We start from the raw sequence: 14,186 nt of genomic DNA on the forward strand, positions 1-14,186 counted from the left end.
ACCACCCACCAGTGAGCTGCCCCGACTTCCGTGGATCCCGCGCCCATCTGCTCGGGTTGCTGTCCGGGACCGAGCGGAGCGACGAGCCGCCCTGTCCCTCGTACTTCGCGGACCTGATCACGGCCGCGCACGTGGTCAGGCTCAGCTGGCCGCTCGGCGCCCACCTGCTGCCCTCGGCCCGCCTTCAAGTACTCCTCGACACCCACGCCGCCCCGCTGGCGGCCCTGGTCCGGCGGCAAACCGCCGAACCCCGCCCCAGGCGCACCGGCGCCCGGGCGGCGCCCGCCGACTCCACGCAGTGCGCGGCACTGTGGTCCGGTCGAGGACATCGCGCTCCAGCCGGGAGTCGGCGGCTGACACCTGCTCGGGGGCACAGCCGGCGCGTGTGAGGAGCTGGGTCAGCAGGGTGCGGCCGTGGCCGTGCGACGCGGGAAGGTGGTGACCGCGCGGCGCTGCGGGCGGTCAGGCAACGCGTTGCTCGCCGCCGGTCTTTGGGGCGGTCTCGATGCCGCGCTCGGCCTTGATGTCGTCCCAGGTGCGGCAGCCGTTCAGGTCGACGCCGCGGTCGGCCAGGTCGAGCAGGACGTAGGCCAGGGTCGGGTCCTCCAGCGCCGCGTCCCGGGCCGTGGCGCGTAGCCCTTCGGCCTCGGTGGGGTCGAACACCATCCGCATCGCGTCCTCCTGGTGCCGGTGTGCAGGTTCTCAGAGTAGGACGTTCCTGCCGTCTCCTGTGGGGGTGTTGGCGATCCGGGTGGCGCCAGGATGTCCGGCCGACCGTACGGGCACATGGTGAGTGCTTCCAGGCCGCGAAGGGGCGAGTGCGGCCTGGACCAGTACGAGGTCCGTTGCCACACCGGCTGGATGCGGCACATCACCCTCGCGAAGCTCGCCTCCCACGGCCGGCACCCGCCACGGTGCTCGCCCCGCGATCACGCCTTGAACTGGTCCACCTGGCGCCGACAACGCCGGGCGGTCGCCCACCGCTGTCACTTCCGATGCCGGCTGCACGGGTTGGGGGCGGTCCCCTGGGGAACCGTCCCTGACAGGACATCAGCCCGCTGCACTCACCGCGCGCAGGCTCTGAGCAGGCAAAACGTCGAAGCCCTGTCGGAGCACTGGATGATCAATTCCAAGGGATGCCTGCGGAGGGTGTGAAGTGGGCGGCGGCCGAAGACACCGCGAGACGGTCAGGCGCCGGGCTGCCGGCCATGGTCGTCGAGGTGAGGTGGCAGCGGGGGTCAGGCATCAGGGTCGACTTCGGGGTGCGTGAACCGCACGGGCTTGCCCAGCGACCGGGCGTAGGCGATTTCGGCTCGGGTGCTGTCTCCGATGTAGTCGCCGACCACGAGCACCTCATCAGCGAGCCGGATCTTCGCCCGGTGCAGATTGTCGAGTCGAACCTTCAGCGCCCCGGCCTCGACAGAATCGGACCAAAGTTCGTGCGGCGACTTCATGTCACAGCCCGGTTTGACGACAATCTTTCCGGCTGCGGTCTCCCGCAGATCGGCCTCGGCCATCTCGGCCATGAAGCGGGTGGAGCCGCAGATCACGACGATACGTGGGAGACTCAACAGCCTCTTCGCGTCGGCGAGCTTCTCCTCGGGGGTGAGCAGTTGCGGGTATGACACTGGTTCCTCCTGGTGGTGTGGTCCAAGGGGTGCCTGCGGAGACGAGAACGAGGGTGTCCAAGATCGTCGTCCCCGCCGGTGTGACGCGCCGCCCGGAACCGGCCCGGGCGGCGCGCAGTCGTCGGCTCGCCAGGGGGCGCGTCCGACCTCGCCGTCCTGGGCCCGTCTGGCGCGGTGGATGCCCCGCCTCGCGAGGTCCTTGACGCCGTGGGGGACGTCGCTCTCGCGCGTCGGGAAGGCGCTGAGCAGGTCGACCTTGCGGGCTTGGGCGGTGTCGCTGTGCATGGCGCGCAGCCGCAGGTCGAAGCAGGGCTCGTAGATCCGGCTCGCGGGCTTCTAGCGCGCGTGCCGGCGACGGAGGCGGTTGTGCGCCCACCAGACGGCTGTCGCCTCCGCCCAGGCCAGCAGTACGACGAGCAGGAGGAACATGCCCCGGCCGACCGCACCTCCGACGCCCAGGACGACCAGTGGCACCACCGACGGCAGTGCCACCAGACCGAGGCCGATCGTGGGCAGCGCGTGCGAGGTGTCGAGCGGATCGCTGCCCCAGGGATCCACGGCGGTCAGGAGGGCCATGGCCATGACCAGTGCCCCGTAACCGACGAGTCCCCGTCGGCCCGTCCTGCCCGTCCGTCGGTCGTTCAGCTGTGGATCCACGCCTTCCATGAGGAGCGAGCGTAGCGGCTCGCATGATCGACCGGAAAGGCCGTGGCAGGGTGGTGTTGCGGGGTGCCGGGCTCTGGGCCAAGTAATGGCGCGGGCGGCTCTCGGACGCGGCTTCAGCGCATTGTCCGGGGCGCCGGAGCGTCACCATGGAGAGGTGGACGGACACCCGATCGACGTTGCGGGCGTCCTGGACGTCGGACCGACGCCCCGGACGGCGCTCGCCTGGTTGCCGCCGGCGGAACTGTGGCAGGCCGTCCAGCTGATCCGGGAGGAGTACGACCCGCAGATCCGCCGCTGGCCGCCGCACGTCAATGTGCTGTTCGGTTTCGTGGCGGAGTCGGATTTCGGGCCCGCGCTCCCGCTGCTCGGCGCCGCCGCGACCGAGCACGCCCCGTTCACCGCGCGTCTGCACGGAGTGCGCCACTTCCCCCACCGCCACGACTCCACCGTCTGGCTCGACCCGGCGGATGCTGGCCCCGGCCCGTGGCAGGCGCTCCACGGCTCGCTGGTGGAACGGTTCCCCCGCTGTCGGGGTCGGGCGGACGACTTCACACCCCACCTGTCCCTCGGGCGGACCCGGGACCCGCGCCGGCTCGCGCCCCGACTGGCCGCCCGCCTGGGCACCACCTCGGCGCGGGTCACCGAACTCACCCTTCTCTCCCGCCGGGGCGACGGCCCGATGCGGGCCCGGTTCACGGTCGAACTGGGCACGGGCGAGGTCCGGCAGCTGCCGATGCTGCCGGACCCCGGGCCCGCGTGACCGTGGGTGCGGGTCGTGGCCGCGGCCCGGTCCGCGTCCACGACCCGCACCCACCGCACACCTGCTGACCGGCGCGCTGCCGTTCACCGTGAAGCCATCAGCCGGACTGTTCGGCGGTCCTCTCCAGGGCGGTCGCGAAGTCCGCGGCCCATCGGTTGACGGTGTCGGGGTGGAAGAGGTCGGTGTCGTACTCGAACCAGAGGCGGATGCCCTGTGGTCCCGGTTCGGCGCGGATGTAGAGGTCGGTCCGGGCCACGCCGGCGCTGACCAGTCCGCGCACGGTGGTGTCGACACCGGGGAGTCCGACGTGCGGCAGGTCGGTGTCGGCCACGGTCAGCATCACCGCGTCGAGCGGGCGCCCGTCCTCGTCCGGGTCGGCGTCCCGGGCGATGGCCGGGATCACCTCGTCCCAGGCCAGTGCCTGGTGTTCGAGCGCGCGGAACAGCGACCGCGTGGTACGGGCGAGTGCCGTGTCGAAGGCGGTCCGCGGGTCGGTCGCCAGTCGGAGCGGTACCGGTCCGCCGAACATGCCGACGGTGCCGAAGTGCTCCGGATGCGGACGGTTGGCGCTGGAGAGCGCGAGGACCAGGTCCGGCTGCCCGCAGAGCCCGCCGAGCCAGCGGGCGCACACGGTGGCCAGCAGGGCGGCCAGGGTGCTGCCCTGCTCGGCGGCACGCCGGCGGAGCCGGTCGGTCGGGCCGGCCGGCAGGGTGGCGCCGACCAGCGCCCCGCGCCCGGAGGGTTCGGCGGGGCGCGGGAGGTCGCAGGGCAGCCGGGGGCCGCTGGGCTTCCCGTCGAGCTCGTGCCGCCAGAACCGTTCCAGCTCGGCACGGGCCGCGCCGGAGGTCTGCCGGGTTCTCCAGGCCACGTGGTCGCGGTACTGGCTGGACGGACCGGGCGGCGCGGGTTCGGCCGTGCGGATCACCTCGTAGAGCGCGGGGAGCTCGGCCAGCAGCAGTCCCATGGACCAGCCGTCGACGATCAGGTGATGGAACGTCAGGACGAGCGTCCAGGAGTCCTCGCCGAGGTGGGCGAGCCCGGCCCGCCACAGCGGCGCCCGGTCCGGAGCGAACGGCAGGTCGGCCAGGCTCCGGCACCAGGCGTCCACCTCCGGCGGCCCGACCGACTCCACGCGCAGCTCCGGCCGGACCTCGGCCAGGATCTGCTGCCGGGGCCCGTCGGGGGTCGACGTGATCCGGCTGCGCAGGGCGTCGTGCCGCCGGGCGAGCAGCCCGAGGGCGCCGGCCAGGGCCTGCGGATCGAGCTCACCGGTCAGGTCGAGGCGGACGCTCGCATTGCAGACCTCCGGCCGTGGATGCCGCAGGTGCCGCCGCCACATCCGCAGCTGCACACCGGCGAGTTCGGCGTCGTGCTCGATGCCGGCTTCGGCGTCGTGCTCGATGCCGGCTTCGGCGTCGTGCTCGATGCCGGGTCCGGCGTCGGGCTGGGCATCGTCCCCGGCAGGAGGCGGCAGGGCGTCGTCCCCGGCGGCAGGCGGCAGGGCGTCGTCCCCGGCGGCAGGCGGCAGGCGGCGGGCGAGGGCCCGGACGGTCGGCTGCCGGAGGAATCCGGAGAGCGAGCAGTCCAGCCCGAGTTCGTCCCGGATCCGGCCGAGCAGCCGGACGGCACTCAGCGAGTGGCCGCCGACCGAGAAGTAGGACCGGTCCACCGGCACGGAGGCGACGCCCAGCTGCTCGCACCAGATCCGGTGCACGGCGTGTTCGGCGGCGGTCAGCGGCTCGGCACCGTCCTCGGCCGCGGTCCAGTCGGGCTCCGGCAGGGCGGATCGGTCGTGCTTGCCGGCGGCGGTGAGCGGCAGCCGGTCCAGCCGGACCCACGCGCTGGGGACGAACTGGGCCGGCAGCCGGGCGGCCAGCCCCGCGACGACCTCCGCCAGGTCGGTGCCCGGGACGAGCGACAGATAGCCGACCAGCCGCGGCCCGCCGTCGGGGCCGGTACGGACCAGCACCTCGGCGTCGCGCACCGACGGCAGGGCGAGCAGCGCCCGGACGGTCTCGGCCGGCTCGATCCGGACCCCGCGGATCTTCACCTGGTCATCGCACCGGCCGAGGTACTGCAGCTCGCCGGTGGCGCTCCAGCGTCCCAGGTCCCCCGTCCGGTAGAGCCGGGCACCCGGTGCGAACGGGTCGGCGACGAAGGCGGCCGAAGTCTGCTGCGGCCGGTCGAGGTACCCCAGCGCCGGGGCGGCGCCGCCCGCGTGGATCTCCCCCACCGCACCGAGTGGGACCCGCCGTCCGGCGTCGTCGAGCAGCCGTACCACGACCCCCGCCACCGGCCGTCCGATGGCCGGGACGTCGTCGAGCGGGTCCACCCGGTGGGAGGTCACCATCATCGACGCCTCGGTCGGGCCGTAGTCGTTGTAGAGGGTGCAGTGCGGGTGTGCGGCCAGGAAGCGGCGCAGGGCGGGGGTGGGCAGCAGTCGTTCGCCGACCGAGACCAGCTCGCGCAGGCCGGGCAGTTCGGGGTCGGCCTCCATCAGGTGTGCGAGGGCGCTCGCGGTGAGGCAGAGCCGCTGGACGCCGTTCTCGCGTACGGCGGCGGCCAGCGCGTGGGCGTCGTACCGCACCTCCTCGGGCAGCAGGACCAGGGCCGCGCCCGAACCGAGCGTGGTGAAGATCTCGAAGAGGCTGAGGTCGAAGCCGGCTGAGGCCCACTGAAGGGTCCGCAGCCGTGGACGGGCCCGGCGGAACCAGCGGAACAGGTTGACCGGCCCCCGGTGCGGCAGGATCACGGCCTTGGCCCGTCCGGTCGATCCGGAGGTGTACAGGCAGAGCGCCGGGTCGGCCGGGCTGCCGCCTACCGGGGCCGGGCCGCTCGGTGCGGCGGGGTCGCCGGGTGCGGCAGGGCCGGCGTCCAGGTCGAGCACCCGCAGCCCGGGTACGGTGGCGCGCAGCCCCACCGGTTCCGCCGCGGCCGTGGTGACCAGCAGTACCGCCCCGCTGTCCGCGAGCAGCTGCGCCAGCCGGGCGGCGGGCTGGGCGGGATCCAGCGGCAGCAGGATGCCGCCGGCCTTCAGCACCGCGAGCACCGCCTCCACCGCCGGCACGCCGCGCGGCAGGCAGACGGCGACCACCGCCCCCGTGACGTCGGCCTGCTCGCGGAGCCGGGCGGCCAGCACCTCGGCGCCCCGGTCGAGTTCCCCGTACGTGACCGGGCGTCCGGCGTCGATCACCGCCTGCGCCGCAGGCGTACGGCGGGCCTGCTGCTCGAAGGCGTGGTGCAGCAGCTCCGGCTGGTCGGTGGCGTCGGCGTCGGCGTCGGCGTGACGCTCCAGGCCGTCCAGGACGCGGGCCTCGGCTGCCGGTGGTGCCATGAGGTCGGACAGCCGCCGGCCGGCCGGGTCCTCGGCGGCGAGCTCCAGCACCTGCTCGACGTAGTCCAGGAGCCGGCGCACGGTCTCCTCCGCGAACAGCGCGGCGTCGTAGTGCGCGAGGCAGTGCAGCAGGCCGTCACGGTGGGACAGGCAGAGGCTGAGGTCGAACGGCGCCCGTCCGTTGGGCAGATCGACCACCTCGCCGCGCAGCGCGCCCGCCTCGAACCCGGGATCGGCCGCCGCCTCGTACTCCACCATGACCTGGAACAGCGGGTTGCGGCCCGCCCCGCGCTCGGGGTTGACCGCCCGGACCAGCTCGTCGAAGGGCACGGCCTGGTCGTAGGCCTCGGCGCTGACCGTCCTGATCCGGTCGAGCAGTTCCGCGAAGACCGGGTCGCCGGCCAGGTCGAGGCGCAGGGGGACGGTGTCGACGAAGAAGCCGATCGTCCCGTCGCAGTCGGCGGGACGGTTCCCGACGGCGGTGCCGACCACCAGGTCGTCCTGCCCGCTGAATCCGGCCAGCACGGCGCCGACGGCGGCCAGGACGGCCATGAACGGGGTGGCTCCCTGGTGCCGGCCGAAGCCGCGCAGGGCCTCCCGGGTGGCGGGCCTGAACGTGTGGGAGAGCCAGGCGCCGACCGGGGCGCGGTTCGATCGCGGCCGGTCGGTGGGCAGTGTCGGGGCCGGTGCGTCCGCGAGCCGGCGGCGCCAGTAGGCGAGCCGGGCGGCGGAGGCCGGCTCCCGGACCACCGTCTCCCGGGTCGGCGGAGGCAGCGCGGGCAGCGGGACGGGCGGGCGCGGCCACGCCCGCAGGTGGGCGGCCAGCTCCTGCCCGAGGATGTGCAGCGAGGCGGCGTCGAACACCAGATGGTGGGTCAGCAGCAGCAGGACGTGCCGGTCGGCGGACAGCCGGAGCAACCTGGCCCGGACCAGCGGGGCGCGGGTGAGATCCAGCGGTTCGGCGCCGAGCGCGGCCAGCTGCTCGGCCACGGCCTCGTCCTCGGACCGGCCGGAGCAGTCCACCAGCGGGCAGTCCAGTTCGGCCTGCGCCCGCACCACCTGCCGCGGCTCACCGGCGACGTGCCGGAGCGCGGTGCGCAGCGCCGGCTGCCGGTGCACCACCCGGTCGAGTGCGGCGCGCAGGGCCTGAGCGTCCAGCGGGCCGTCCAGGCGGATCGCCCGGGGCTCCAGGTAGTCGGCGCTGCCGGGGTCGAGCTGTTCGACGAACCAGACTCCGCGCTGCGCGGGTGTGAGCGGCAGCTCGGTCTCGTCCGGGGTGGTGCCGAGGTCTCCGACCGGGGCGGCGTACCGCCGGCGCAGCTCGTCGAGGCGGACCAGCCCGTCGAGCACCCGTTCGCTGCTCAGGCCGAAGTCGACGAAGCTCGCGAGTTCGTCGACCCCGGCGGCCAGCAGGCGTTCGACCACCGGGGCGACGTCGTCCACGGTGCCGATCAGTGCCCGGTCGGCGCAGTACCGCTCGTAGGCGCGGTGCAGCAGGAAGTCCAGGTCCTCGGGGGGCGTGTGCTCCAGGTCGACGGTCAGTCCGAGGCTGTTGGCGAACTGGCCGACGAGGGCCATCGACGAGCGCAGATAGGCGATGAAGGGATCGCGGGCCTCGGCCCGGGCCTCGTCCCGGTCGGTGCCGAGATAGGTGTGGACCAGGACCACCACCCGGCCGGCCTCGGGGGCCAGTCCGGCCTCGGCCCGGGCGGCCCGGTAGAGGGCGATGTTCTCGGCGAGCTGTTCCACGGACTGGGACATCAGGTTGGTGACGACCCCCAGTCCGTTCCGGGCGGCGTCCCGGTAGCTGTCCGGGTTCTGCGCCACCGCGACGAACATCGGGGGTTCGGCCTGCACCGGCCGGGGGAAGAGCGCCACGTCGACCGGCTTGCCCTCGCCGTCCGTCGCGCCGATCGACGCCCCGGACCAGAGCGCCCGCACCGTGTCGAGCCGCTCGTACATCAGCTCCCGGTGCCGGCCGAAGCCCTCCGGGGCGAGGGCGAAGTCGCGTGCGTGCCAGCCGGAGGCCACGCAGAGACCCGCCCGCCCGTCCGAGAGGTTGTCCACGACCGACCACTCCTCCGCCACCCGGATCGGGTGGTGCAGCGGCAGGACGACGGAGCCCGCGTGCAGCCGGATCCGGGAGGTCCGGGTGGCGAGCGCGGCGGCGAGCACCGAGGGGTTGGGGAAGAGGGCCCCGAACGAGTGGAAGTGGCGTTCGGGCAGCCAGACGGTGTGGAAGCCCTGCTGGTCGGCGTAGGTGGTGGCGTCCAGGATCAGTTCGTACTTGTTGCGGTGGCCCTGCTCCGGGTAGTCGCCGAAGAAGTAGAGGCTGAAGTCGCATGCCCTGGCGGCCGGGGACGCGGACGGGGACGGGGACGGGGAGGCAAGCGAGGACGGGGGCGGGGCCGGGGACGGGGCCGGGGACGGGGGCGCAGGTGGGGAGATCGGCCGCCGGGGCGGGGCGGAGTGAGCGGCGGGCGGGGACGGGGGCGGGGTCGCGCCGGCTTCCAGGAGTGCGATCTGGCGCTCGACCAGCTCGGTGACCCGGTCCGTGAGCACCAGCTGGCGGGCGATCAGCGACTCGACGGAGCCGGACGGCGGGGTCGCGGGTGCGGACGCGGGTGCGGCCTCGACCTCGGTCGCGGCCTCGGTCGCGGGTGGCGCCGGCCGGTGGGGACGTAGGGCGTCGGCCAGCTTCCGGGGCGTGTCGAGGGAGTCGAAGAGGTCACGCAGCGCCACCCGGGTGCCGAACCGCTCGGCGAGCTCGCGGCCCATCGCGGCCAGCGTGAGCGAGTCCGCGCCGAGCCGGACGAACGTGCTGTCGGGCGTCACCTCGCCCTCAGGACAGCCGAGTTGACGTGCCGTCAGGGCCACCACCTCCGCCAGAGGCACATCGGGCAGCGCTTCCCCGGCCCGGGGAAGCGGGGGCGGACCGGTCCGGGCGTGGGCCCCCGGGGTGGGGGCTTGCCCCGGGGCCGGTGTCGGACCGGTCGGCGCCGGACCGGACGGCGTCGGACCGGACGGTGCCGGTTCGAAGGAGTACGGGAAATCGGTCCGCTGGAACGGGTAGCGCGGCAGGGGCTCGGGCGGCAGCGCGCCCTCGCGCGGCAGCGTGAGCGGAGCTCCCCCGCAGTACAGCTCGGCCTGCGCCAGCGCGTCCCCCGACTCGGCCGGGAGACCGCGCCGTTGGGAGGCGATCCACGGAGCGCCGCTGCCGGTCCGTCGGCCCAGCCCGCTCAGCTCCTCGTCCGGTCCGATCGTCAGGTAGCCGCGGCAGCCGGTCGCCTCCAGCGCGGCCGGCAGGTGCCGGAACCGGACCGGACCGCGGAGCTGGGCGGCCAGGTAGTCCGGCCCGATGACGGCTCCGGGTGGCAGGACCGTGCCGTCCAGCCCGCAGGCGAAGGACGTCCGGATCGGGCGGTAGTCGTACCGGCCGGCTTCGCGTCGGAACTCGGCCAGGATCGGATCGAGCAGGGCCGAGTGGAAGGCGCGGTCAACCGGCAGCCTCCGCCAGGTTGTTCCCTCGGCGTCGAGCAGGGCGGCGGCCTGGTCGACCTCCTCGGCCGGGCCCGAGAGCACATGGCTGTCGGCCGCGTTCTCGGCCGCCACGGAGAACCCGGCGGCCGTGGCTATCCGTTCGGCCAGGGCGAGATCGGCCCGCACGGCGAGCATCGCGCCGGGCGCGGTGCCCTGCATCAGGCGGCCGCGGAGCGTGGTCAGCCGGATTCCGGTCGCGGTGCTGATCCCGCCCGCGGCCCACAGCGCGGCGTACTCGCCGATGCTGTGCCCCAGTACGTGGTCCGGTCGCAGACCACGGCCGCGCCACAGTTCGGTGGCGGCCGTCTGGGCGGCGAACAGCGCGGGCTGGGCCAGCTCCGTCGGCAGCGGGTCGGGCGGCAGGGCGTCCAGCCGTGCCAGCAGCCCGGTGCCGGTAAGCCGCCGGTACTCCTCGTCGCACTCCAGGATGAGGTGCCCGGTGGCGGGGTGCGTGCGCAGCATGGCCAGCAGCGGCCTGGGGTCGGATCCCTGGCCGGAGTAGGCGAAGGCCAGTGGGCCGAATCCCTGTGGGGGAACGGTTCCGTGGTGTCCGTCGGAGGCGGCGCCGGTGCGCCGCCACTCGGCCAGCGCGTCGGCGAGTTCGGCCGCGGTCCGGCCGGTCACCGCGAGCCGGTGGGTGCGCCGGGGGCGGCGGGCCAGTTCGGCCGCCACGGCGCCGAGCGGGGCCCGCGGCCGGTCGGCCAGCCAGCCGGACAGGTCCGAGGCCAGGCCGCGCAGTGCCTCGGGGTGCTCGGCCGACAGCGCGAGGACGGTGGGCCGGTCGGTGGGCCGGTCGGTGGCGGCCTCGTCCCGCGCGACGGTCTCGGGCGCCTCCTCCAGCACGACGAAGGCGTTGGTGCCGCCGACGGCGAGCGCGCTCACTCCGGCGCGCCGCGGATGGGGGCCGGCCGGCCAGGTGCGGGTGCCGGTGGCGAGGACGAACGGGCTGCCGGCCGCGTCGAGGGCCGGGTTCCAGGTGGTCGCACCGGGCATGCCGACCAGGGTCCGGTGACGCAGCATCAGCACGGTCTTGATCAGCCCGGCCATGCCGGCGCAGGTGTCGAGGTGCCCGAGGTTGGCCTTCACGGAGCCGAGGGTGCAGAACCCCGTCCGGCCCGACGGGCTGCGCAGGGCGGCGGCGAGCGCCGCGAACTCGACCGGATCGCCCAGCGGGGTGCCGGTGCCGTGCGCCTCCAGATGGCCCAGGCTGTCGACGGGCACGCCGGCGCGGGCGAGGGCCTGCTCGACCACCTCGGTCTGCCCGGTGACACCGGGCGCGCTGAAACCGATCTTGGCCGACCCGTCGTTGTTGACCGCCGAACCCGTGATCACCGCGTGGATCCGGTCGCCGTCGGCCAGCGCCCGGCGCAGCGGTTTGAGCAGCACCACGGCGACGCCGTTGCCGCCGACCGTCCCGTCCGCGGCGGCATCAAAGGGGCGGCAGCCGCCGCTCGGCGACAGGACACTGCCCGGGTGCAGCCGGTATCCGGAGTGCTGGGGCAGGTGCACCGCCGCCGCGCCCGCCAGCGCCACATCGGCATCGCCGTTCAGCAGGGCCTGGACGGCGAGGTGGACCGCCACCAGCGAGGACGAGCAGGCCGTCTGCACACCGACCGCCGGGCCGCGCAGGTTCAGCCGGTAGGCGACCCGGGACGCGAGGAAGTCCGGGACCGTACCCAGCGAGGACTGCATCGCCAGGCCGGGGTCGGCGGGGGTCCGACGGGTGCCGGTCTGGTGGTCGTACAGATTCATGCCGGAGCCGGCGAAGACGCCGATCCGCTCGCCCCCGGCGGCATCGGCGTGGCCGCCGTCCTCCAGCGCGTGGTAGCAGCACTCCAGGAACAGGCGGTGGGCGGGGTGGGTGAGCGACGCCTCGTGCGGGCTGACGCCGAAGAAGCGGTGATCGAAGCCGGTGACGTCGTCCAGGACCCCGCCGAAGGGACGCAGTCGCGGATCCCGGACGTCCTGCGGCGGGATGCCGGCCGACGCCAGTTCGGCTTCGCTGAAGGTGGAGATGCGGGAGGTCCCGCTCCGCAGGTCGGCCCAGAGGCTCTCCGGGTCCGAGGCCCCGGGGAAGCGGAAGGCCATGCCGATCACCGCGATCCGACGGTCGGTCCGGCCGGCCGTCTCCGTCGGGTCGGTCGGTCCGGCCGCAGTGGGGGCGGGGGCGGGATGCCCGGGGGCGCCGCCGAGCCGGTCGAGTGCGGCGGCGAGGGAGGCGATGGTCGGGTGCTCGAAGAGCAGGGTCCGGGCGAACCCGACGCCGAGGGCCCGCTCCAGCTCGACGTGCAGCCGGACCAGTGCGACCGAGCCGAGCCCCAGCTCGTGGAAGGGCGTCGTGTCGTCCGGTCCGTCCGCGTGGGCGCCGGGGAGTTCGGTGAGGATCGCACGGACCGATCGGCGGACCGTCTCCAGGCCGGATCGGGGCGGGACCGGCGGGTGCCCCCGGCCGGAGGAGAGCAGCAGTTCGCGGGCGGCCCCGCGGAGCACCTTGCCGCTGGAGGTGCGGGGGAAGTCCCCGGCCGCCACCGGGACGACGGGCCCGGCGGTCAGCCGGAGACGGGCGAACAGCGCGGCGCGGATCTCCCGCGCGATCGCCTCGGCGGCGCGTCCGGAGCCGTCGGCCGAGGTGGCGTCGAGGGCGAAGCCGTCGGCCGAGGTGGCGTCGAGCGCGGAGCCGTCGAGGGCGAACAGCAGTCCCAGGGTCTCGGTGCCGCTCTGCGGGCTGGGCAGGCCGCAGGCGGCCACCGCGCCGGCCAGGACGCCAGGGACGGAGGCCGCCACCTCCTCGATCTCGTGGCAGAGGTGGTTGTGGCCGTTGAGGATCACGATGTCCTTCGCCCGCCCGGTCACCACCAGTTCCCCGTCCCTGAGGAAGCCCAGGTCCCCGGTGTCCAGCCAGCTGCGGGGCGCCCAGTCGCCCGTGGGGAAGGCCCGTTCGTCGGCGGCCTCGTCGTCGACGTAGCCCGGGGTCACCCGTGCCGAGGCGACCTGGAGCGCGCCGATCCGGCCCTCGGGCAGCACCGCGCCCTTCGGGTCGACGATCCGCAGGGTGGCGCCCGGTGCCGGGCGTCCGACCGCCACGAATTCCAGGCACTCGTCGTCCGGGGCGTCCGGTCCGGCGTACTCCAGCTCGCCGGCCAGGCTGGCCCGGCGGATCCGGTGGGCGCTGCCGGGGGCGCCGAACCGGCCCATGGTGATTCCGGTGCACGTCTCCGCCATGCCCCAGGCGGGTACGAAGGAGTCGCCCGGCAGCCCGAATCGGGCGGTCTCCGCCAGGAAGCCGCGGACCAGCTTGGCGGTGATCTGCTCGCCGCCGCTGACCAGGGTGCGTACGGCGGAGAGGTCTGCGGCGAACTCCGGGCGCCTGGCCAGTGCGTCGCGGACCAGCTGGTAGCCGAACGCGGGAGCCCAGGAGTGGTTGACCCGGTACCGGCCCATCAGGTCGAGCCAGTGCAGCGGGTCGGCGAGCACCGGGTCGGTGGGGACGTGGATCTGGGTGGCTCCGGCGAAGAGCGGCAGCAGGTGGTAGAGGAGCAGGGCACCGCTGTGGTCGGTCGGGAGCCAGTTCAGTGTCACCTCGCCGGGCCGCCAGTCGAGCAGCCGCCGTGAGCCGTGGCCGAACTCGGCGAGACCCCGGTGGGTGAGCCGGGCGACCTTCGCGGTGCCGGTGCTGCCGGAGGAGAGCATCAGCAGGGCGGTGTCCGCGGCCTCCGGCCGGTACGGGTCGGTGCATGGACGGCCGGTCAGGGTGCCGTGGTCGATGGCGGGTATCCCGGCGTCCGTGAGCGCGGCGACCCCGGCGGCGGTCGACAGGACCGGCGGGTGGCCGAGGCGTTGCCAGGCGGCGGCGAACCGGCCCTCGCCGGCGCGCAGCCGGGCGGTCTCCACCGGTTCGCTGATCGCGAGCGGACGGATCCCCCCGAGCAGGCAGGCCCAGAGGAGGGGGAAGAAGTCGGCCGCCGGCAGGTCCACGAGGATCGCCCGGCTCCCGGGGGTGAGGCCGTGTCGGCGGAGTCCGGTGAGCAACCGGCTCGCGGTGTCGAGCAGTTCGGGGTAGCGGACGGTGCGGGCCCCGCCGTGCCGGTCGAGGGTCACCAGCCCGGCCGAGGGGAATCGCCCGGCCGCCCGCCGCAGCAGGTCGGGGAGCGTGCGGGGGTCGTCGGCGGTGAGGTCGACGGGCTCGCCGTGGCTCAGCGCCAGTGGTGTCCGGCTCAACAGGTGTCCCCTCGTTCGGCCAGCGGCCACGACGACAAAG

6 protein-coding genes are annotated in these 14,186 nt (G+C 74.6%); 2 read left to right on the forward strand and 4 right to left on the reverse strand.

Features of this window, described 5'->3' with window-relative positions; all coding sequences use genetic code 11:
* The first annotated feature begins 11 nt into the window (after positions 1 to 11).
* Entirely contained in the window at positions 12 to 389 is a 378-nt protein-coding gene (locus tag ABTY56_RS34780) for a hypothetical protein (protein ID WP_350633378.1), read from the forward strand.
* A 73-nt stretch (positions 390 to 462) separates the two neighbouring features.
* On the opposite strand, the gene ABTY56_RS34785 is transcribed toward ABTY56_RS34780, so the two are convergent.
* The 3 genes from ABTY56_RS34785 to ABTY56_RS34795 all read right to left on the reverse strand — a co-directional run bounded on the left by ABTY56_RS34785 (position 463) and on the right by ABTY56_RS34795 (position 2,210).
* On the reverse strand, positions 463 to 672 hold the full coding sequence (locus tag ABTY56_RS34785) for a hypothetical protein (RefSeq protein ID WP_350633379.1): 210 nt from the start codon (positions 670 to 672) through the stop codon (positions 463 to 465).
* A gap of 566 nt (positions 673 to 1,238) precedes the next feature.
* On the reverse strand, positions 1,239 to 1,628 hold the full coding sequence (locus ABTY56_RS34790; RefSeq protein WP_350633380.1) for a hypothetical protein: 390 nt from the start codon (positions 1,626 to 1,628) through the stop codon (positions 1,239 to 1,241).
* Positions 1,629 to 1,964: 336 nt separating this feature from the next.
* Positions 1,965 to 2,210, reverse strand: coding sequence for a hypothetical protein (locus tag ABTY56_RS34795; protein ID WP_350633381.1), 246 nt, complete (start codon positions 2,208 to 2,210; stop codon positions 1,965 to 1,967).
* A 238-nt stretch (positions 2,211 to 2,448) separates the two neighbouring features.
* On the opposite strand from ABTY56_RS34795, the gene ABTY56_RS34800 reads away from it, so the two are divergent.
* A complete protein-coding gene (locus tag ABTY56_RS34800) occupies positions 2,449 to 3,054 on the forward strand; it encodes a 2'-5' RNA ligase family protein (RefSeq protein WP_350633382.1) in 606 nt (201 codons plus the stop codon).
* Positions 3,055 to 3,151: 97 nt separating this feature from the next.
* Here the strand turns inward: ABTY56_RS34800 and ABTY56_RS34805 are convergent, their stop codons facing one another.
* On the reverse strand, positions 3,152 to 14,146 hold the full coding sequence (locus tag ABTY56_RS34805; RefSeq protein ID WP_350633383.1) for a non-ribosomal peptide synthetase/type I polyketide synthase: 10,995 nt from the start codon (positions 14,144 to 14,146) through the stop codon (positions 3,152 to 3,154).
* Positions 14,147 to 14,186 lie beyond the last annotated feature (40 nt).

It is taken from the genome of Kitasatospora sp. NPDC097691 (genome assembly GCF_040302665.1).
Lineage (GTDB): Bacteria > Actinomycetota > Actinomycetes > Streptomycetales > Streptomycetaceae > Kitasatospora.